The sequence below is a fragment of the Bacillus sp. B.PNR1 genome (genome assembly GCF_030386235.1).
Taxonomy (GTDB): Bacteria; Bacillota; Bacilli; order Bacillales; family Bacillaceae; genus Bacillus; species Bacillus stercoris.
The window spans coordinates 431,892-452,870 of sequence record NZ_JANYMN010000003.1 but is presented as its reverse complement, the minus strand read 5'-3'; the positions used below and the strand labels follow the sequence as shown (position 1 = coordinate 452,870).

Here is a 20,979-nt window from a genome sequence, read left to right as displayed (position 1 = left end):
TCAGCGCCGATGGTAGTCGGGGGTTTCCCCCTGTGAGAGTAGGACGCCGCCAAGCAAGTTTAAACCCAACTCATTGAGTTGGGTTTTTTGTTTTATATCTGTACCGGTTTGTTTTCGTCGGTATCCATTTTATTGAGCTTTCTGCTTTTTAAGTTCTCTAACATTTTTAATACCAATACAATCCCAAGCATGATCAACATGAGCGTTGTAAATAACCAAAATGCAGTTTGTACGGGAAACTCATCTAGACTCCATCCGACTGCGATTGGCAGGATAGAGCCGCCTAATCCATTGGCAGCGAGCAGCATGCTTGTCGTTTGTTCGGTTTTTCCTGGGTAAAATTGATTAGTGATAATTAAAGCAATGGCGAACATGCCGGCCATAAATAATCCTAAGAAGAAACAAAGAACAAACCCAGCAAAAGCTGTTTTGCTGATTGCCAAAATACAGAGTGAAATGAGGCCGCCGATATTTATCAGCCTAAGATAACGATGATAGGTTAATTTTTCGGAAACCGGCCCGGTCAGTAAACGGCCGATGATCATACCGATCCAATATATTGTTACCGTAATGGTCGCTAAGGAGTTTGAAATATCCCATTTCTCAGCAAAGATAGAAGGGATAAAGTGAACAATTGATACTTCACTGCCTCCATAAAAAAAGAAGTAAGCAGCTGCTAAACAAATAAACAGTAAGCCATGCTTTCGAAAACTTGTAGGTGCTTGTTGCTTTCCATCGGCCGAGGTGTCTGTTTGACGATTGAGTAAATCGTCTAAACTGCCAAAACTCATCCGGCTCCAAACAACCATTAAAAGAAATGAACTTACCCCCAATACAAGAAAAGCCAATGCCCATACATGATTGCTGATTAAAAAACCAGACAGCAATGGCATGAAAAGTGCCCCTAAACCGTATGCTACTTCCATCTTACTCATAGCGATTGCTTGTTTTTCTTTAATTGCTGTTAGAATGATTGTTCCTACACAGGATTCTACCAGCCCAGCCCCAAGTCCAGCCATACTGACAAGAAGAAAGAGCAACGGCCATGGAGGGAGGAAATAAATAAACAACTCGCAGCTGATCATGGCTAGCCCAATTACAACGACTTTTCTGCGTCCCATTCTTTTTACAGCATAAGGCATCCCTAATACGCCGATTAAAAACCCCATAAATTGTGAAAAAACTAATACACCGCCATTACTGTAGTTTTGGGCGTAATGGGAAAGTAATTCCGGCAGGACGGCTCCAAGTATAACGAGAGTAAAGGCGATCGATCCATAAGATAAACATCCAATCCACAGTAAACGAGTTTTCATTCATTAATCTCCTTTGATAAAAATAATACTCTCTACAATTTTTAATAGGACTGGCAGCAAAATAAGCGTTTATGTAGTTTATATTTAGTTTTTTACAATAAATCCATTTATTTCTATCTTAACATAAGCTGTTTAAATAGGAACCCCCTATGCAAACGTTAACAAATAATTAACAATTTTTACTATTTATCTAGTTGACATTAATTTCTAGAATTTATACGATGGTTAACGAGTTTTACATATTTTATTAAATAGGGGTGTTGATAGTGGGGACTAAAGAAGTTACGAATCCAGACAGTTTGTATTACAAAGTGGATGATGTTGTCATGGAAAGAGGAGAAGGCATTTATTTATACGACTCAGAGGGCAATGAGTATATTGATTGTGCTTCTGCTACTTTCAATTTGAATTTGGGTTATACCAATAAAGAAGTTATTGATACAGTCAAAGAACAGGCTGACCAGCTGATACATGTCACTTCATCCTACCAAACCAACGCCGTTAATAAACTAGCTGAAAAACTTGTAGAAATCTCCCCCGACAATCTCACGAAAGTTCACCCCAAAGTCAGCAGCGGTTCTGCCGCGAATGAAGGAGCTATCAAAATGGCTCAAAACTATTCAGGGAAAACAGATGTCATTTCTTTATTCCGAAGCCATCTTGGCCAAACGTATATGATGTCTGCGTTATCCGGAAATTCGTTTCGAAGAGAGCCGTTCCCCCCTCAGTTTTCTTTTGGCTTGCAGGTGCCTGACCCCTATTGCAACCGGTGTTTTTACAATCAGAAACCAGATTCATGCGGAATGCTTTGTGTAGAAAGAATTAATGACTTTATCGAATATGCGAGCAACGGAAAAATTGCCGCGATGATTATTGAACCGATCTCCGGTAATGGAGGAAACATCGTTCCGCCTAAGGAATACTTTAAGCAATTAAGAAAGCTCTGTGATGAGCATGATATCGCGCTTATTTTTGATGAAATTCAAACTGGATTCGGCCGTACAGGCAAGATGTTTGCCGCTGATTACTTTGATGTGAAACCGAATATGATGACGGTCGCGAAAGGTTTGGGCGGCACGGGGTTCCAGGTTGCCGCTACTCTTACAGAGGATAAGTACATGGGATTAGCCGGCCATAATCACTCATTTACTTATGGTTCAAATGTGATGGCCTCGGCAGCGGCTTGTAAGACCATCGAAATCATGCAGCGTCCTGGCTTCTTAGAAAATGTAACAATTGTCGGGAATTACATTATGGATTCTTTAGAGCACATGAAGAAAGAATTTACCTTTATTGCTGACGTCAGAGGCGTAGGTTTGATGATCGGCGTTGAAATTGTAAAAGAGAATAATGAGCCTGATGTAGAACTGACCAATTATATTGCAAAACGGGCTATGGATTATGGGTTAATTTTACGGACTTCCCGTTACGGATTCGGAAATGTATTTAAAATCCGTCCGCCTCTCACGATTACGCTTAGTGAGGCTGAGGTGCTTTGTTTCAAACTTCGTAAGCTATTGGAGGATATCAAGTGAAAGAATATATTGTAGAGCTTGGAAAATTTGTTTATGAGGAAGTAAAGGGTCAGAAAGGAACACTGAAAAACCGGTTAGTTAACGGGTACTCCCCAGGCGGAGATGCACAGTTTAATATTGATGCGGCTGCTGAGAAAGCAGTGCTGGATTATGTGCAAAGCAAAAAGGAGTCAGTCGCGTTTTATACGGAAGATGGGGGATTGAAGATATTTGGAGACAATCCTCAATATATTTTGATTGTTGATCCGATTGACGGTACGCGTCCGGCAGCTGCAGGTCTTGAAATGTCTTGTATCTCTATCGCATTAGCAGCGTACAAGCCTGACGCAAAAATTAAGGATATTGAATTTGCTTTTCTGCTAGAGCTGAAAACAGGAGCCTATATGTACGCGGATGTTTATTCTGAGGGTATCTATTATGAAGGCTATCGTGGCACCCTGCCAAACCTGAGCAAGGTGGAAGACATTAAACATATGTTTTGGAGCCTTGAGTTTAATGGGCATCCCTCGAATCTGATGATTGATGCGTACGGTCATTTGATAGATCAGTCAGCGAATAATGGCGGCGTTTTTGTTTTTAATAGCGCTTCATATTCCATCTCCAGAATTATCACAGGGCAGATGGATGCCTATGTGGATATCGGCAATCGTTTATTAAAGGACGATCCTGCACTGCTAAAAGATTTTCAGGCTGTAGGAAATGGGCAGGTTCTGCATCTGTTTCCTTATGATATTGCCGCAAGTGTGTTTTTGGCGAAAAAAGCGGGTGTTGTCATTACTGACGCGTATGGAAAGTCCTTGGATGACACACTTCTGACGGATCTTAGCTACAATAACCAGCAGTCATGCATCGCCGCGTCCACGAAGGAGCTGCATCAGAAGCTGCTGGATCAAATTCGCTGGGACAGAAAGGAAGAGACATATGAAAGCGTTGGTCTGGACTCCTAATGAACGGCTGGAATTGCAAGAAGTAGAAGAACCTCAAATTAAAAAAATGAACGATGTAAAAGTAAGAATATACGGGACAGGCATCTGCGGAACGGATCTAAATGTTCTAAAAGGGAAGATGCGTGCGACTCACGGTATGATCCTTGGTCATGAATCCGTGGGCGTGGTGACAGAAACAGGACCTGAGGTTAAAAACGTTAAGCCTGGTGATCGTGTGGTGATCGATCCGACTCAGTTTTGCGGGAAGTGTTATTATTGCAGAAAAGGTTTAACTTGTTATTGTGAAACATTTGAAGACTGGCAGCTGGGATTAGGGGCACATGGCACATTTGCCGATTATTATGTGGGCGAGGACCGATTTATGTATAAGATCCCGGACGCTATGGAATGGGAACGAGCCACTTTAATTGAGCCGCTTTCTTGTGTGTTAAATGTGATTGAGCGGGCTGCTATCAAACCTGACGATTCTGTACTGGTATTAGGTTCAGGGCCGATTGGACTGCTTGTTCAAATCATGGTAAAAAAACTCGCTAGGCTGACAGTTGCGACCGAGGTTGGTGAGTACCGTTCAGAAGCGGCGCGCCGAATATCTGACTATGTTTATCACCCTCAGGATTTAACGGTAGATGAGGTCAAACGGATTAACCAAGGGAGAACATTTGACGTGATCTTTGACGCGATCGGTAATCAGCTTGAATGGGCATATCCGTTAATTAACAAGGGCGGAAGACTTGTGCCTATGGGATTTGATGATACGTATGAGATGAAAATCAGGCCTTTCCAGCTGCTTTCTAACGGTGTGACGATTGTTGGAACCGGAGAGGCGCGCCAAATTATGGAGGATGCGGTATCATGTGCTGTGGACATGCCTCAGCTTTCTGAATTAATTACGGAGAAAACTCCGCTTGAGAACTACGAGGCTGCCATCCAGGAATTGATGGGTATAGGTGCGTTGCCAAATGAGAGAAAAGATATTACTGCCATTAAAACGATTCTTGTGTCTCATCCGGATATGATATAATCCAGCGAAATGGCTCAGACTATGTTTGAGCCATTTTTTTCTTCAGCATTCATCTTGCGTAATTGATGAAAATTTATTATGATACTTTGTATGACAACTCCTTGCCTCAATACAATATACTCAACGTTTCCCCGTTTTCCCCGGTCGTTTTTCTTTCATTTTCTCCCGTAAAATAAAAAAAGCTCCCAATACAATAGATATGGTGCGGTTTTATTTTTTTATAAGAAGGAGTCGTTATATTTGAATAATAGTTTTACATTACAACAGCAATGGTTCGGGAATATCCGAAAAGACATTCTTGCTGGCATTTTAGTTGCGTTAGCATTAATTCCTGAGGCGATCGGCTTTTCTATTATAGCCGGTGTGGATCCGATGGTCGGTCTATATGCGTCATTTTGTATAGCCATAATTATTTCTATTTTTGGCGGCAGACCTGGCATGATTTCAGCTGCGACTGGTTCAATGGCAGTCGTTATGGTGTCGCTGGTTGCTGATCATGGGCTTCAGTATTTATTTGCGGCTACGATTTTGACGGGCATTATTCAGGTGATTTTAGGTATCAGTAAAATAGCGAGATTAATGAAATTCATCCCGCGTTCTGTCATGATCGGGTTTGTAAATGCGCTGGCGATCCTTATCTTCTCTGCGCAGCTTCCTCAGTTTGAAGGTGCTTCTTGGAGTATGTATGCGATGCTTGCCGGGTCGCTGGTTATTATTTATGTGCTGCCGAGGTTTACGACTGCTGTTCCGTCCCCGCTTGTTGCGATTATTGTGATGACAATTATTGCGGTCACTTTCCATGTGGATGTGCGGACGGTTGGCGATATGGGCAATATTTCTAGTTCGTTGCCTCATTTCTTAATTCCCGATGTTCCGTTAACCTTTGAAACACTGCAAATTATTTTTCCTTATTCGATTGCTTTAGCGTTTGTCGGGTTGCTTGAATCTTTGCTGACAGCACAGATTATTGATGAAATGACGGATACGGACAGTGATAAAAATAAAGAGAGCCGAGGACAGGGAATTGCGAATATCGTGACCGGATTCTTTGGCGGCATGGCAGGCTGTGCTATGATCGGACAATCTGTCATTAATACAAAAGCGGGCGGGCGCGGACGTTTGTCAGCATTTGTGGCCGGTGCTTTTCTGATGTTTTTAATTGCGGTGCTAAGTCATGTCGTGGTGAAAATCCCAATGGCTGCGTTAGTGGCTGTAATGGTTATGGTGTCTGTCGGCACATTTGATTGGTCTTCTTTAAAAGGACTTAAAAAAGCGCCGCTCACGGACTCGATTGTCATGGTTGTGACTGTGATAACGGTTGTTGTGACGGATGACTTATCTAAGGGTGTATTTGTCGGCGTTCTTTTAAGTGCCGTGTTCTTTGTGGCAAAAATCTCGAAGCTGAAAATCGTTTCTCATGCAGAGGATCAAAAGCTTAGAACCTATCAAGTGAAGGGGCAGATCTTTTTTGCGTCAGTGACGGATCTTGCAAATGCGTTTATTTATCAAGAGGATATTGAGCGGGTCGTGATTGACTTAACTGAAGCTCATGTATGGGATGATTCTGGAGCGGCAGCACTTGATAAGATTGTTGCGAAGTTTAAAGAACAAGGCATTGAAGCCGAGTTAAAAGGTTTGAATAAAGCGAGTAAGTCTCTAATGAAACAGATGGCATAAAATAGGGAAGCCCAGATTAACGAGATCTGGGCTTTTTTATATAACATACGGTTAAGCAGCATTGATATAATAGAGAGAAGAGAAATTTAAAATAGGGGACTTGCATATGATGCTTCAGAAGCTGAACCGTGTATTGGGGAGGGTGATGCCGCTTTTAACCCCGACTAGTGTGGTGTTGGGCGTGCTGTTGTCTCAATTTTTAAATGGATATGAAAGCGCAGTGCCTTGGATCTTTGCGTTTATTACGTTTGCAGGCAGTTTAAGCGCGAACTTTCAATCTTTGAGACATGCATTATCTCACCCTCTTCCTATGATTCTTGCACTATTTGTTCTTCATATTTTTATGCCGCTTTTTGCTTGGGGCAGCGGCCATCTTATCTTTAAAGGCGACCCTTTAACGATCACTGGTTTAACGTTGGCTGTCGTAATTCCTACTGGGATTACAAGCTTGATTTGGGCAGCGATGTACAAAGGGAATGTCGGTTTGACGCTTTCGATTATCTTAGTTGATACTGTGCTGTCACCGCTAATCGTACCGCTGAGCCTTTCATTGCTGGCCGGCGCTCAGGTTCATATGGACGTGTGGGGAATGATGAAAGGCCTGATTGTAATGGTCGTGATTCCTTCTTTTCTGGGCATGCTGTTTAATCAGATGTCATCTCCTGAACGAACTGCATCTGTGAGCAGCGCGCTGTCGCCTTTTTCAAAGCTTTGCTTGATGGCAGTGATTGCGATTAACAGTTCAGCGATTGCTCCTTATTTCAAAGCCATTGATTTGAGATTTGCAGGAATAGCTGTAACGGTCTTCTTTATTGCGTTAACAGGCTATGCCGCTGCTTGGCTGATCGGAAAAATGATGAAAAGGCGCCAAGAGGAAATAGTCTCTCTTATATTTACGGGAGGCATGAGGAATATCAGTGCCGGCGCAGTTCTTGCCGTTACGTTCTTCCCGTCTCAGGTTGCCGTTCCTGTTGTGATCGGCATGCTGTTCCAGCAGATATTGGCTGCTTTGTTTGGCTATATGCTGAATCGTTTTGAATTAAAACCTGTTTTGCAGAAAGCATGAAAAAACCGCTCATTGGATTGAGCGGTTTTTTCCGTATAGCCATTCGAGAGCGGTGATGAACTGTTTGCAGAAATACTTGCGGTGGTGCACCGCCCCTTTTTCAATTGAAAGACAAAGCTGGTCTTCAGTGAAGCCTTTTTCTTTTAGACTTTGGTGAACTTGCTTTGTTTTTTTCAGCATATGCCGCTGAATGGATTGTTTTCCACGGCCTTCTTCACTGCCGACAGACATGAAAATACGCGCAGTGCCGGGTGTTAAAAAAGAAATATGAATGGTTTCCGCTGCGTTCTCGTACCAGTATGAACCTGAGATAGAACCTATTTTCCCAAAAACTGACGGATACTTTAATAAGGCGAACATTGAGATGAGGCCGCCTAATGAGGCACCGATCATTCCTCTTGTTTGCGGTTTCCTGGCGATGTTCCAGTTTTCTTCGATAAACGGAATGAACCGGTTTGTCATGTCAGACAGATAGTCATATCCCATGCCTCCGAAGTCCGGGAATCGATCACTGAGTGATGCAGCCGGCCATGGCGTGTATTCGTCAAGCCGATTTTCAGGTTTGATACCAATTAGTACAAGTTGAGGGAGCCTTTGCTGTTGAAACATGCTTTCTAATAATTCAATTTGGCCGTGAAACAAAGAATGGCCATCTTGCACATAGACAGCAGGGAATTCCCCGCTGTCTGCGCTGTAGGAAGGAGGGAGGTACAGCGTGAACCTCCTGTTGCCGGCTTTGTGTTCTGAAAGAGATCCTTTCAAGCATTCTCCCCCTTTTTTTGCTTAAAAAGCAAATATAAGAAATAAGGAACACCGAGGATCGCCAAAATGATGCCTGCGGGCACTTCCGCGGGCTGAAAAAACAGTTTTCCTGCAAAGTCTGCGCTTATCACAAGCAGCATCCCGATTAAACCGCTCAGTGGCAGAATATAGCGATGTTCGACGCCAGACAGCCTCCGTGAAATATGGGGAGCAATTAAGCCGACAAACGCCATGCTGCCCGCTACGGAGACACAGGCACTGATGATTGCTACACAGGCGACGAGCAGGATGGTTTTTTCTTTATTTGATGATATGCCAAGGCTTCTGACTGTGTCTTCATCAAAACGAATGGTGTCGAGCAAGCGGGATTTGGCAATAAGAATCGGTATAAACAGCAGCATCCACGGAAGAACGGCTGTGATATACGTCCAGTTGGCAGACCAGATGCTTCCGTTTTTCCACACCATGGCCATTTGATAGTCTTGCGGGTCCATTTTTAATGATAAAAACAAAGAAAGGGCGCTGAATCCTGAATTGATCGCGATTCCTACCAGAATAATTCTTCCTGAATCTAAATTGCCTCTGTGCCATGCAAATATGTAAATCAGGAGCGCCGCGATGAGCCCACCTATCAATCCAAAGAGCGGCATCCCCATCGCTGCAGCTATGGATGTAACTTCCTTCTGGCCTTGGAACAAGAGCATAAACGCCACAATACCGGCTCCCGCCCCTGCGTTGATTCCGAGAATTCCCGGGTCAGCAAGCCCGTTTCTTGTGATGGCCTGGATGACAGCGCCTGCAATGCCAAGACCGAGTCCGATAATAGCAGCCATGATAACCCTCGGAAGTCTTAGATCGAACAGCAAAATTTCATACTGCGGATTCGGATCGATTTGAAAAAGAGTGGAGAGCAGCTCAGCCGGACGAACAGAAAATGATCCGCTCGTTAAGCTGAAATAGCTGACAACGAGAATCAAAACGATGAACAATGCATATTTTTTAGCCATTTTGCTCCCCTCCTTTTCGTTTAATCAAATAAAGGAAGAAAGGTACGCCGATAATGGATGTTACGACCTCAATCGGTGTTTCAAACGGATAGTTGATAAATCGGCTTGCGAGATCACACAGGGTTAAAAAGATTCCGCCCAAAATACAGGAACACGGAATCAGCCTGCTGTAATCAGAGCCGACGAGAAATCTCGTGATATGAGGAACAACCAAACCAACAAACGCAATTTTTCCGGCCAGCGCTACGGCACTGCCGGTTAAAATAATGACGGAAAGCATCGCCATGATTTTTATGGTTTTTTTCTTTTGGCCCAGACTTTTAGAAATGTCATCGCCTAAGGATACGGCAGTCACCTTTTTGCTGAGAGACATGGCCATTATGATGCCAATCAGGAAAAACGGAGCGGCAAGCTTCAGGAAATCCGGACTCATTTGATGAAGTCTGGCACTGTACCAGAAACTGAGATCCTGAGAAATTTGAAAATAAATCGACATGGCCGCTGATAAACTGCTGAGCAGCATGCTTGTGACTGTGCCGATGATGGCGAGCTGCACGGGGGTAAATCCGTTCGGCATCATGGCGGCAAGGCCGAATACTAACACAGCCCCTAACGCTGAGCCGATAAAAGAATAAATGATCATTTCAATCGACGATGATTGCGGGAGCAGAACCATACAGAGCGTGATGATAAACGCGGAACCATCTGAAACGCCCATAATGGAGGGCGAAGCTAAATAATTGCGCGTAATGCCTTGCATAAGCGCTCCAGAAACAGCAAGGGCTGCCCCTATGAGCAGAGCGCCGGCAGCCCTTGGAATCCGAGAATGCCATATAATTTGATGGTCTGTGTTTCCCGGATCGAAATGAATAAGAGATGTAAAAACAATATCTGTGCTAAGATGCTTTGCCCCATAAAGGATTGAAAGCAAAAGCGACAGTGCTATAGCAAATGGAGAAGTAATCAATATGATACGTGTCCACTGTTTTGAATACATACAAAAACCTACTCTGAATTAGTTTTGTGTCAATTTTTCAGCAGCCGCTTTCAGGAAACGGACTTTGCTCCAAGCTGTGCCGCCTTGTGCGAGAGGGTCCACTGAGTTGACATACACATGATCTTCTTTGACTGCTTTCAGGCTTTTCCAGATTGGATTTTTCTCCAGATCTTTTAAGGCATCAGGTTTGTCTGCATTTTCATCATCAGAAAATTGGACGAAGATATGATCTGGGTTCATTTCACTTAATTTTTCTAATGAAATCAGCTCTTGCGCTTTTGCAGCTTTTACTTCGCTCGGCGCCTTAAGGCCTAAATCACCGTATAGCGTGGAGTTGAAATACACCTGTTCAGGGTAAATGTAAATGTTGCCTTGTCTGATTCTGATGACAAGCGCTTTTGAATCTTTCGCTTTATTATTGATTTTAGTTTTTGTTTCTTTTAGATCCTGTTCATAATCTGCAATGATTTTTTTCGCTTTTTTCTCTTTTCCAGTCAGCTGGGCAAGCAGCATCATGTTTTCTTTCCAGTTTGAAGAGATATGAGAAACTGGGATCGTTGTGCCGGCTGTGCTTATTTTTTGCAGTGTTTTTTCCGGGAATTTTGTTGAAGCAAGGATGACGTCTGGCTTCATTTCTAAAATCTTTTCAATGTTTGGCTCCATTTTTTCTCCGGTTGATTGGGCTTTATCAGTAATGTCTTTGAACATATCAGGGAATTTGCCTGAGAATGAAATCGCGCCTTGCGGGTGAACGTCAAGCAGTTTGGCATCTTCCATTGATTCAACGCTTCCTGTAATGGCAATTTTGTCTGTCGGTACAGTTACTTCATATGTTTTATCCAGGTATTCAATTTTCTTCTTTTCAGATGCTGTGCCGCTTGCCTTGCTGGCGGTCGATTCGTTTTTGCCGCCGCAGGCTGCTGCTGTCAGTGCGAGAAGCAAGATTAATAAGGTTAGAGATATTTTTTTCATCTATAGGGCCTCCTGTCAATTGATAACTATTATCAATTAGAATTATAGAGAATGAATAGATATAACACCATGGACAAATTTCTGATTTATCATGGACAATCTCCGGATAGTAAAGAAATAGTTTGCTGAACGATGCGTTCGTGCCCGCAAGCTGAGTATTCATTCCACGGGTCAAGGGATAAAAGATAAACACGGTTATTCTTTACGGCGCTTAGGTTCTGCCATGCTTCTGTCAGCTGTAATTGCTGATAATAGGCTATGGTCTCTGGTTCTTTAAAAAGAAAAAGCATCATGCAGTCAGCTTGGTAATTTGCGATATTTTCTAACGGAATCGCTTGCTCTGAAGGTGTGTCAGCTGTTTTTGCCGAGCTGAATCCTAAATCTCCAAAGAAAACTTCGCGGACGCTTCGGTTATGTGCCAGATAGAAGTTTTGCTTATGCAGCCTCAAAAAGAGAAAATGCAGCCCTTGAACGTGCTGAAGTGTTTTTTTGGCGGTTGTTGTCTGCCGGTCATAAGCCGAGAGCCACTTTTCTGCTTCGGATTCTTCCTTTAAAAATGAGGCCGTTTGCAGAAAGTGGGTTCTCCAGCTTTCTTCTGAAGGAAGGTACATAACTTCTGCGATGCGATTCAGGTGATATTGTTCTTCCGGAGAAATAGAATCCATGCTGACAATCACATCTGGTTCTGCCTGCGATAATGTGTACAGGTTTTCTTCCCACTTTTCATTAAAGCGGTATGCACTGAGCTGGACGGGTATATCTGCCGAATAATGCTGATAGTAGTAAGACGTCCATTTCGGATGCAGAGCAGCGGCAAAGGGTATGTGATGAAGAGGAATGAGATGGCCCATTGTCCCCCTTCCATAAGCGGCGATCTTTTTTCGTCGTTTTTTCATATAGCTTGTAGGTGAACACCCTGTATATTTTTTAAAGATTCTGCTGAAATAAAATTCATCTTGATAACCGGATTGGTGAGCGATTTCTTTCAATTTGCAGTTTGATTTTGCCATGAGCTGTTTCGCTTTGGTGATTCTTGTGTTCGTAATAAATTCTGTTACGCTCTGTCCAGTCCATTTTTTAAAGCTTTCGCTGTAGTGTTTGGCGCTGATTCCTGCGATTTGTGCCAGCTTGGCAAGGGTGATTTTTGAATGGGCATGGGTTTCGATATAGTGTTTTGTTTTTTCGATTGCTGAATGTGTATCCGTTTGCTCAGATAAACTGGCAGTAAAGAGGTCATAAATCAGGCTTTGTACTTCAATCACGCATTTAAGCTGAGAAAGCTGAGACGATTCATTCCATAGTGTTGCAAGCTCTTGAAGCCGGACTGCAAGGTTTTCGATATGCGAAACATTCACAAGCTTCAGTTTGGCTAATTCTGATTCTGCGCATGGTGTGAAAATATCTTGGCCGTTTTCCTTGATATAGCTTTGAAGCCTGATCAGACAGGCATCTATATGTCCATTGGCTGCTGGTGTAAAGCCAAAGGTCTCGTTAGGCGGGCAAACATAAAGTGTCTTTTTTTGCAGAGGATTGGTGTTTGTTCCGATCGAAATATGGCCGTTTCCTTTTAAATGAAAGATCAGAACGAATGAATCGGCTAATTGCTGTTCTGAGAAGAGATCACTTGTTTTTTTTAGATATTCAATTTGTATGGGTTGATAAATCACTGCGTTTGGCAAGAGTAGACCACCTTTTCAGAAACTTTCAATTGATAATCATTTTCAATAAAATTGTACCAAATAAATGAAAGTTTTCCTATATAAAGCGGGTGGGTTTTTAGCACGAAAAAAACCCTTACTCGTGTGTGAAAGTAAGGGTCTTTCGTTCAGTAAGAATATGTTACACGTGTAACATACGATGCTTACGCCTTAATAAATGAGATATTTTTTTCTTGTTTTGCTGAATTGTTGGAGTGTTTTTTCATAGCTGTCTATGATGTCTTCAATAGAAGTTCCATTTTCGATTTTTGTCCTGATCCAGCCGTTGCCTGCCAGTTTATTGAATGAACCTGTTGAGAGGAATTCAAAATCCTCAGGATAGAGATCGTGTATGGTTTTAATGACTGAAAGACCTGTTTTAACGGCTTCAAACTTATCTCTGTCTGTCACATAGAGCTGCACACCGTGGCAAAGCGTTCCTTGATGTTTAGAAAACGTCGGGGTAAAGGATGCTGCCCTAAATGTCACGCCCGGCAAATGGAGGCTGTTTAAAGTTTCTTCAAGCTCTGTGCTTTTGATAAAGGGAGCTCCGATCAATTCGAATGGTTTTGTTGTCCCTCGCCCTTCGGATATATTTGTTCCTTCAATTAGCCCGGTTGCAGGATAAACAAATGTGCTCTCCACTGTCGGCATGTTAGGCGAAGGGAGGACGAAAGGCAATCGGGTATCGTCAAAATCCATTTTTCGTTTCCAGTGTTTCATTTTCACGACTGTAAGCTCGGCATCAATGTCAAACTCTTTGTTGAACAATATAGCCAATTCGCCTATCGTCATCCCATGCTTCAACGGAATGGGATACAATCCGACAAATGAGGCGTATTCAGGTTCTAAGATTGGTCCTTCAATATGATTTCCGCCTTGAGGGTTCGGGCGGTCCAGCACCATAAACGGAATGTCGTTTTCTTTGGCGGCTTCCATTGCGTATGCCATTGTATAAATGTACGTGTAGAAACGGGTCCCGACATCCTGTATATCAAATAGTAGAATATCAACATTTTTCAGCATCTCTGGTGTCGGTTTCTTCGTTTTTCCGTAGAGACTGTATACGGGAACCCCGGTTTTTTCGTCAATGTAAGAGCCTACTTCGTCTCCAGCCTGGGCGTCACCACGGACGCCGTGTTCAGGGCCGAATAAAGCTGTCAGTTTGATTTCTGGATTCTCGAAAAGTATATCGACACTGCTTTTCAGAGATGCATTTACTCCCGTTGGGTTGGTGATCAGTCCGATTCGTTTTCCCTTGAGCTTTTTTTTGTAATCTGGCAAAAGCGTGTCTATGCCGGTCTGGACTTTAGGTTTTTTAGCCGTTTGATTCTTTGAATCGGGTGAAGCAGAGGCAGCGGTTATCGTTCCGAACATCATGAGCCCTGTGAGAAAAGCGAATATTGTTTTTCTCATATGTTCCTCCTCATTAAAGCGGTTTTCCCGTTTTGATATTTAAACCGTAGCCAAATGGGTAAAGGGTGTTCCCTGGTTTCGTGACTGACGGAATGTCAACTGGAAGTGTGCCTTTAGGTTTTGTCTGGCCGAATATCGCCATCACTCCGGCCGGAATATTAGGTTGAAGATAACGGCCATTTGTGTATCCTTTAAAGCCATAGACAGCAATCAGTGCCTTTGCTTCTTCAAAATTGGCGGCATCATAGGGATTGCGCAGACTCATTAAGACAAAAGGTTTATTGTGCTGCAGTGCGGCTTTCATGACAGCTCTCGGAAACACGGTAGCCCATTTGCTTGAATCAGATATGGTGTCGTCGATGACACCGTCGTTGACGACAGGGTCATTTTTGACGACATAGGAACCGGTAATGATATAATCAGCCTTTTTTACTTGTTTTTCATGCTCGGCCTTAAATACTTGGTTGGCAAAATTCATTTTGTCGACAGATACGGGTTTGATTTTCTTACGATTGACGAGATCGCGAATGGTTTGTTCGATTGAAGCAGTTTGTTCTTCGTAAGGTGCCACAATTAAGATTCGGCTGCCTTTTTTGGGCTTGAACGGCAAAGTGTGCTGTTCATTTTTTAATACAGTTACTGCTTTTTCAGCTATTTTTTTCTCTGCTTTCAGGTGCTGCTTGCTTCCTACAATTTTTTGGGCTTTGGCTATTTTTTCTTTTGTACTGTCGTCGTTCCGTGCTGGATACATGCCGCGTTTTATTTTCAGGGAAATGATTCTTTCAACTGATTTGTTGATTTGATGTTCAGGAATGTCTCCGTTTTTCACGGCTTCTTTCAAAGCTTGAATAACACGTGCGAATTTCTGTTCTTCTTTCAATGAAGTAACTGAGGCTGGCATTAATGCAATATCGACACCAGCTTTTACGGCCATGACCACAGCCTCTTCCTGTCCGAAATGATCTGCGATTGCCTTCATATTGAGCGCATCGGTAACGATGACCCCATTAAAGCCCATTTCCTGACGAAGAAGGCCTGTCATCACTTTTTTCGAAAGTGTAGCTGGAACCAAAATGTCCGATCCATCGAGTTTGCTTTTGTATGTGGTGTCGTCAAAGGCAGGGAATTGAACATGGGCTGTCATCACCATATCAGCACCGGCATCAATTGCTTTTTGAAAAGGATAGAGCTCGACCTCTCGAAGCCGTTCTTGATCATGGGAAACGAGCGGCAGTCCATAATGGCTGTCAACGTCCGTGTCTCCATGTCCCGGGAAATGTTTGAGGGCAGAGGCGATATCCTGCCGCTGCAACCCTTTCATCGTGTATAAACCGAGTCGTGATGTCAGTTCTCGATTGGAGCTGAATGACCGTACGCCGATTACAGGATTATCAGGATTATTGTTAATGTCTACGACAGGGCTGAAATCTGTATTGATGCCTAAGGCCGAGAGCTCTTTTCCAATGATGCTGCCGGTCTGATACGCATTGATTCTACTTCTGGCTGCGCCCAGCGCCATATTCCCTGGGAAATTAGTGCCCTCCCCTAGCCTCGTTACAATGCCGCCTTCCTGATCAATACTAAGCATGAGCGGGATTTTAGGACTTGCCTTTTGGTAAGCGTCTGTCAGCTGGACCGTTTGCTTTGTTGTTTTTACATTTTCTGCAAAAAGAATGACGCCTCCGAATTGATATTTCTTGACGAGGCTGGCGACTTCCTCATTCATTTCCGTAAGGGCTTGCGGTGAGGACTCGCCTTTCTTTTGCCAATTTCTAAAATCAGGCATCAGCATCTGACCGAGTTTTTCATCTAATGACATACGATTGACAATCTGATTGGCATCGATTGAACTTTTAGATGCAGTGGCTTCTTTCTGGTTAGCCACGAGAAAACATGAAAGAAAAAGAACGGCTGAAAGGATAAGCGGAAAGACAGGTTTCATAGAAACTTCCTCCTATCGTCTAATCATTCATTCCATTGCTTCATAAATCGCGGTTATAACGCTTCCATAACTGCCTGTTGGAAATTGATCACCCTCAAAGACGTTGGGATTTTCTTCTGGATCAACAACTGGGGTATGCTTTTTATTTGTTAACAATGCGATACCTAAATTGTATGCCGGATCAATGATTGTAACGGTCCCCGTCCAGCCTGTATGCCCATAAGCATTTGCGCTGGCGTAAGGGCCAAACATCCATTCCATGCTTTTGCTTCCGTTCCGCCGCCAGCCAAGAGCGAATGTCGGATCTGTTGCTGAAGGTGCTGTAAACAAGTCAGCTGTTTTCTGATCAAATAAAGAAATGTTTCGGTATGATCCTTTGTTTAACATGACTTGCAGCAGAATGGCCATATCATCTGCATTTGAGAACAACCCGGCATGGCCAGACACGCCATCCATTGAGTAAAACGCTTTTTCATCATGCACTTCTCCTTGCAGCGTGTTTGTGCGTATGTTAGGGAATTGAATAACGCCGTCACGTGTATTGCCCATGCGTTCAGTAGCTGCGAACTGCTTTGGTTTAAAGCCTTTTTGCAGCGGATTGTACAAGGTGTGCTTCAGCTTCAACGGCTTGTAGAGCTCTTGCTCCGCGTAGCCATCAAGCTGTTTTCCGGTGAGTTTTTCGACAATACAGCCGAGGAGCATATACCCAATGTCACTGTATACGTGTTTTGTCCCGGTTTGATAATCGAGCGGAATTTTCGTCAAATATTCAATCGTTTTGTCACGTTCCTGGGAATAGTATTTGCCGGCTTTTTCCGGCGTGTAAAAGTAAAAGCTTGATGGAAGCCCTGATTGGTGCTGAAGAACATCAATGACACGTATCTTGTTTTTTCCTTTTATGGGGTCTCCAGGCTGATCCTTGAAACCAGGCAAATATGCAGAAACTTTTTCATAGACGTCAAGTTTTCCTTGGCTGACTAAGCGCTGCAATGCAAAATTTGTGGCGTACATTTTTGTATTTGAGGCTAAGTCAAACATCGTGCGGGTTTTCATTTTGGACGGACGGCGCAGCAGCTCTGATCCTTCGTACTTTTTACTGTAGCCGTATGCTTCTTTTTTTATGATGTGTCCATCCTTCACGATGACAAGAACGGCGCCTGGAAATCCTGCTGCAATATCCAGTTCTATCATCTGATCTACCTTCCTTAGCTTCTTCGTCGAGAATTGTGCAGTTGCTGCATTTATGGTTTTCGGCTCAACCAAGCTGTCTGCTGCTTGCGCGAAGGTTTCATTTGGCGCCAATATCGATAGGGTTAAAATGGCACTGAATAACAACAGTGTCTTTGTTTTCACAGGCTATCCCCTTTCTGTGCTTCTATCCCGTTTACTATCCCTAAAATAGAAACAATTTAATCGAACTGAGAAGCCATTTCATCTTTATATCCGAATGCATAGGTCAATAAAAAGCCGGCCGCGTAGGAAATGAAGAGCCCGACGATATACAGGATGATTTGCGAAGGCAGGACTAGAAAGGAAAGCGGCAGTCCGGAGACACCAATCGCAAAGGTGGCTACTTGAAAATAAGCTTGAAAGGCGCCGCCGATTCCAGCACCTAAGCATGCCGTTAAAAACGGACGGCCAAGCGGCAGCGTGACTCCGAAAATGAGCGGTTCCCCAATGCCGAGCAGGCCTGACGGAAGCCCGCCGGCGATTGCTTTTCTCAGTGTTGTTTTTTTCGTTTTCACGAAGACGGCAAAGGCCGCGCCTACCTGTCCTGCACCTCCCATAGCCAAAATAGGGAGCAGAGGATCATTGCCAATTGAATTGATCAGTTCCATGTGCACAGGCGTCAAGCCTTGATGCAATCCGGTTACGACGAGAGGAAGGAAGGTTGCGCCCAGAATAAAGCCCGCAGCGATGCCGCCGATGTCCAGGATGGACAGAAGGCCGGATGTAATGGCGTCAGAAATGAATCCGCCTAAAGGCATGAATACGACATACGTTACGATTCCGGTGATTAACAGTGAAACGGTGGGTGTGACAATGATATCGAGTGATTGAGGAATAAAGCGGCGAATAAATTGTTCGGTGTAAGCAATGAATATAGCAGCGAAAAGGACGCCGATCAGGCCGCCCCTGCCCGGAAGAAGCTCTTCTCCAAATAAACTGATCTTTGCGATCTCCGGATTGATAATCAAGATCCCGGCCAAAGCCCCAAGAGCGGGTGTCCCGCCAAATTCTTTTGAAGCGTTGATACCCACGAGAATGCCGAGATAAGTGAACAGCCCTGATCCGATGATTGTCAGGATAACAGCAATTTGTGATTCTGCAGAGAGCCAGCCGGCTTGAATACTTGCTTTGGTAATCCCAGTAATTAAACCGGAAGCGACAAGAGCCGGAATAAGAGGGATAAAAATGCTGGCGATTTTACGTAAGAAAAGTTTAAAAGGAGTGGCGTTCTTTCGATTGATATCGGCTTTCTTTTTGGCGGCTGCTTCATTCACATCGACACTTTCTTCAGCTGAGACGAGCTTGGAGAAAGCCGTTGTGACATGATTGACGACTCCTGTACCGAGGATGATTTGTAAGGTTTCAGCCTCAACGACCCCCAATACTCCGTCAAGCGCTCTTAAAGCCTGAGCATCTGCTTTGTTTTCATCGTAAGGTGTAATACGCAGCCTTGTCATGCAATGCGTAAATGAGGATATATTGGATTTCCCCCCGCATAACTCGAGGATTTTCTTTGCGAGTTGATGGTAGTTATTTTCTTTGCTCATTAAAAACCCCTCCCCTTCAAGATGCTTTATTTTTTTCTCATAGATTTTATGGCTGCTCTTGTTTTATCGATATAGCCGGTTGTTTCTTCATATTGCTCAGCCGCCATGCCTAAAAACAATACATCTATCATAAAAAGCTGGGCGAGGCGGGAGGAAGTGGCTGCACTTCGAATCAAGGCTTCGTTGGAATGGGCTGTATACAATGGGACGTCAGCCAGTGCGGAGACGGATGTCTGACTGAATTGTGTGAGGCTGATCGTTGTGATGCCTTTTTCCTTAGCCATGGCAAGCAGTTCAATGATTTCCTGCGTCTCTCCTGAGAACGAAATGGCGAATACGATGTCGTCTTTATCTGCATTTGCGATTAAAGAGGCCACAAGATGAGTGTCTGTAAACGCGGTTGCTTGTTTATGAATGCGAAGCCACTTTTGCTGAGCGTCCTTGGCGACAATGCCGGAAGCCCCGACGCCGATAAAATGCACAGTGTGAGCTTTGAGAAGCAGAGAAACCGCTTGTTCCAGTTCTTTGTAGTCCATCAGGTCTGAAGTATCCTGAATGGCTTGAATGGCATTGCCGGCCGCTTTTTCGGAAATAGAGGGCAGCGGCTCGTGGGGAACAATATCACGGTAGCCCTGAAACGTAGGCTTTGCCAGATCGCCCGCTACTCTCATTTTTAAATCTTGAAATCCCTTTAATCCGAGTGATTTGCAGAGCCTGATGACGGCAGCGTCACTTGAATTGGCTAAGGCGCTGATTTCGCTGACAGTGCTTTCGATTGCTTTGTGGGGATGGGTTAGGATATAATCTGCAAGTTTACGCTCGGATGGAGGGAGCTTATGCTTCATTGATTGGATGATCGCTAAACCGCCTGTTGCCATTCTAGTTCTCTCCTTATCATGGATGGTAATTTTCGATTGCTTTATCAATGAAACCGTTTGCTTCATCGAGTAATGTCTTTGCTTGTTTCTGATCTGTGCTGGTTTTGAGCATAACGATTGCTGTTTTGACGTGATGATCGGCTTGTTCCAGGGTTTTCCTCGCTGTTTCGTATGAAGCGTTTGTAAGGCTTTGGATGATGCTGATGGCGCGTTCTTTTAGTTTTTTGTTGCTGACGTTGACGTCTACCATCAAGTTTTCGTAGACCTTGCCGATTTTGACCATTACAGCGGTAGATATCATGTTTAGAATCATTTTATGAGCGGTTGCAGCTTTCATACGTGTTGATCCTGTAATGGCCTCAGGTCCGACGACAACCTCAATGCTGTGATCCGCATCCTTGCTGATGGCGGAATTTTCATTGCAAGTAAGGGCGATGGTGTGCGCTCCGACTTCGCGGGCGTATCTTAGGGCGCCTGCGGCGTAAGGTGTACGGCCGCTTGCTGCGATGGCAATGACGGTGTCATTTGACGTGAGCTGTATGTTTCTTAAATCCTCAGCCCCTGCTTTTTCACTGTCTTCAATGCCCTCTGCTGCCTGTAAAAAGGCTTCGGGACCTCCAGCCATGATTCCGATGACCTGATCAGGACTTACGCTGTAAGTGGGAGGACATTCAACAGCATCCATGACGCCGAGTCTGCCGCTTGTGCCTGCGCCTGTATATATGAGCCGGCCTCCACTTTGAAATGAATCATATGCGCAGTCTACAGCTGTTTTGATGTCGGGGAGAACCTCCTGAACGGCTGCAGCGACTTTCATATCTTCGTTGTTGATCATTTTGAGGATGCCGAGAGTGTTTGCTTTGTGGATTTCAACCGTTTGGCTATTGCGTGATTCCGTTGTAAGATGATGAAGGTTTAGTGATTCTGACATGAGGATGCCCCCTGTTTTAAAATGATATATCTCAATAT

Annotated in this window: 17 protein-coding genes; 5 read left to right on the top strand and 12 right to left on the bottom strand. The window is 43.9% G+C overall.

Annotation, left to right across the window (positions count from 1 at the left end; genetic code table 11):
- Positions 1 to 92: 92 nt before the first annotated feature.
- On the bottom strand, positions 93 to 1,316 hold the full coding sequence (locus tag NZD81_RS18940; protein WP_282373911.1) for an MFS transporter: 1,224 nt from the start codon (positions 1,314 to 1,316) through the stop codon (positions 93 to 95).
- A 266-nt stretch (positions 1,317 to 1,582) separates the two neighbouring features.
- On the opposite strand from NZD81_RS18940, the gene NZD81_RS18935 reads away from it, so the two are divergent.
- The 5 genes from NZD81_RS18935 to NZD81_RS18915 all read left to right on the top strand — a co-directional run bounded on the left by NZD81_RS18935 (position 1,583) and on the right by NZD81_RS18915 (position 7,562).
- Positions 1,583 to 2,851: an aspartate aminotransferase family protein gene (locus NZD81_RS18935; protein ID WP_014662550.1), complete on the top strand. Its 1,269-nt coding sequence runs from the start codon at positions 1,583 to 1,585 to the stop codon at positions 2,849 to 2,851.
- Complete coding sequence (locus NZD81_RS18930) at positions 2,848 to 3,798, top strand: inositol monophosphatase family protein (protein WP_289861046.1); 951 nt, start codon at positions 2,848 to 2,850, stop codon at positions 3,796 to 3,798. The genes NZD81_RS18935 and NZD81_RS18930 overlap by 4 nt, the downstream gene beginning before the upstream one ends.
- The gene (locus NZD81_RS18925; RefSeq protein ID WP_289861045.1) at positions 3,773 to 4,819 is read left to right on the top strand and encodes a zinc-dependent alcohol dehydrogenase; all 1,047 of its coding nucleotides are present in this window, start codon (positions 3,773 to 3,775) and stop codon (positions 4,817 to 4,819) included. Before NZD81_RS18930 ends, NZD81_RS18925 begins: the two co-directional genes overlap by 26 nt.
- 240 nt (positions 4,820 to 5,059) lie before the next feature.
- The gene (locus NZD81_RS18920; RefSeq protein WP_069148843.1) at positions 5,060 to 6,496 is read left to right on the top strand and encodes a SulP family inorganic anion transporter; all 1,437 of its coding nucleotides are present in this window, start codon (positions 5,060 to 5,062) and stop codon (positions 6,494 to 6,496) included.
- Between the two features lie 145 nt (positions 6,497 to 6,641).
- Positions 6,642 to 7,562, top strand: coding sequence for a bile acid:sodium symporter family protein (locus NZD81_RS18915; protein WP_080478297.1), 921 nt, complete (start codon positions 6,642 to 6,644; stop codon positions 7,560 to 7,562).
- A 9-nt stretch (positions 7,563 to 7,571) separates the two neighbouring features.
- Here NZD81_RS18915 and NZD81_RS18910 read toward each other — a convergent pair whose 3' ends face one another.
- From NZD81_RS18910 to murQ, 11 genes are all read right to left on the bottom strand, one after another.
- Positions 7,572 to 8,324, bottom strand: a complete 753-nt coding sequence (locus tag NZD81_RS18910) for an alpha/beta hydrolase (RefSeq protein WP_282373913.1) — start codon at positions 8,322 to 8,324, stop codon at positions 7,572 to 7,574.
- Entirely contained in the window at positions 8,321 to 9,331 is a 1,011-nt protein-coding gene (gene feuC, locus NZD81_RS18905) for an iron ABC transporter permease FeuC (protein ID WP_289861044.1), read from the bottom strand. The genes NZD81_RS18910 and feuC overlap by 4 nt, the downstream gene beginning before the upstream one ends.
- Positions 9,324 to 10,328 (bottom strand): FecCD family ABC transporter permease, encoded by a 1,005-nt coding sequence (locus tag NZD81_RS18900; protein ID WP_014662557.1) that lies wholly within the window; start codon positions 10,326 to 10,328, stop codon positions 9,324 to 9,326. Before NZD81_RS18900 ends, feuC begins: the two co-directional genes overlap by 8 nt.
- A gap of 18 nt (positions 10,329 to 10,346) precedes the next feature.
- Entirely contained in the window at positions 10,347 to 11,300 is a 954-nt protein-coding gene (feuA, locus tag NZD81_RS18895; RefSeq protein ID WP_136654937.1) for an iron ABC transporter substrate-binding protein FeuA, read from the bottom strand.
- A gap of 89 nt (positions 11,301 to 11,389) precedes the next feature.
- Complete coding sequence (btr, locus tag NZD81_RS18890; protein WP_282373914.1) at positions 11,390 to 12,979, bottom strand: bacillibactin transport transcriptional regulator Btr; 1,590 nt, start codon at positions 12,977 to 12,979, stop codon at positions 11,390 to 11,392.
- Between the two features lie 189 nt (positions 12,980 to 13,168).
- Positions 13,169 to 14,413 carry an exo-beta-N-acetylmuramidase NamZ family protein gene (locus tag NZD81_RS18885; protein WP_289861043.1) on the bottom strand — a complete coding sequence of 415 codons (1,245 nt, stop codon included), beginning with the start codon at positions 14,411 to 14,413 and terminating at the stop codon, positions 13,169 to 13,171.
- A gap of 13 nt (positions 14,414 to 14,426) precedes the next feature.
- Entirely contained in the window at positions 14,427 to 16,355 is a 1,929-nt protein-coding gene (nagZ, locus tag NZD81_RS18880; protein WP_289861042.1) for a beta-N-acetylhexosaminidase, read from the bottom strand.
- 27 nt (positions 16,356 to 16,382) lie between these two features.
- Entirely contained in the window at positions 16,383 to 17,708 is a 1,326-nt protein-coding gene (amiE, locus tag NZD81_RS18875; RefSeq protein WP_289861041.1) for an N-acetylmuramoyl-L-alanine amidase, read from the bottom strand.
- A 56-nt stretch (positions 17,709 to 17,764) separates the two neighbouring features.
- Positions 17,765 to 19,132 (bottom strand): PTS transporter subunit EIIC, encoded by a 1,368-nt coding sequence (locus tag NZD81_RS18870; RefSeq protein ID WP_227099635.1) that lies wholly within the window; start codon positions 19,130 to 19,132, stop codon positions 17,765 to 17,767.
- A gap of 26 nt (positions 19,133 to 19,158) precedes the next feature.
- A complete protein-coding gene (locus NZD81_RS18865) occupies positions 19,159 to 20,010 on the bottom strand; it encodes a MurR/RpiR family transcriptional regulator (RefSeq protein ID WP_069148851.1) in 852 nt (283 codons plus the stop codon).
- Between the two features lie 16 nt (positions 20,011 to 20,026).
- Positions 20,027 to 20,941: an N-acetylmuramic acid 6-phosphate etherase gene (murQ, locus tag NZD81_RS18860; RefSeq protein ID WP_289861040.1), complete on the bottom strand. Its 915-nt coding sequence runs from the start codon at positions 20,939 to 20,941 to the stop codon at positions 20,027 to 20,029.
- Between the last annotated feature and the right edge of the window lie 38 nt (positions 20,942 to 20,979).

Excerpts from the sequence above, each read along its gene's own strand:
- feuC (WP_289861044.1), bottom strand. The coding sequence starts at position 9,331 with ATGGCTAAAAAATATGCATTGTTCATCGTTTTGATTCTCGTTGTCAGC.
- NZD81_RS18885 (WP_289861043.1), bottom strand. The coding sequence starts at position 14,413 with ATGAGAAAAACAATATTCGCTTTTCTCACAGGGCTCATGATGTTCGGA.
- feuA (WP_136654937.1), bottom strand. The coding sequence starts at position 11,300 with ATGAAAAAAATATCTCTAACCTTATTAATCTTGCTTCTCGCACTGACA.
- NZD81_RS18925 (WP_289861045.1), top strand. The coding sequence starts at position 3,773 with ATGAAAGCGTTGGTCTGGACTCCTAATGAACGGCTGGAATTGCAAGAA.
- murQ (WP_289861040.1), bottom strand. The coding sequence starts at position 20,941 with ATGTCAGAATCACTAAACCTTCATCATCTTACAACGGAATCACGCAAT.
- NZD81_RS18870 (WP_227099635.1), bottom strand. The coding sequence starts at position 19,132 with ATGAGCAAAGAAAATAACTACCATCAACTCGCAAAGAAAATCCTCGAG.
- NZD81_RS18915 (WP_080478297.1), top strand. The coding sequence starts at position 6,642 with ATGCCGCTTTTAACCCCGACTAGTGTGGTGTTGGGCGTGCTGTTGTCT.
- NZD81_RS18865 (WP_069148851.1), bottom strand. The coding sequence starts at position 20,010 with ATGGCAACAGGCGGTTTAGCGATCATCCAATCAATGAAGCATAAGCTC.
- nagZ (WP_289861042.1), bottom strand. The coding sequence starts at position 16,355 with ATGAAACCTGTCTTTCCGCTTATCCTTTCAGCCGTTCTTTTTCTTTCA.
- NZD81_RS18940 (WP_282373911.1), bottom strand. The coding sequence starts at position 1,316 with ATGAAAACTCGTTTACTGTGGATTGGATGTTTATCTTATGGATCGATC.
- NZD81_RS18900 (WP_014662557.1), bottom strand. The coding sequence starts at position 10,328 with ATGTATTCAAAACAGTGGACACGTATCATATTGATTACTTCTCCATTT.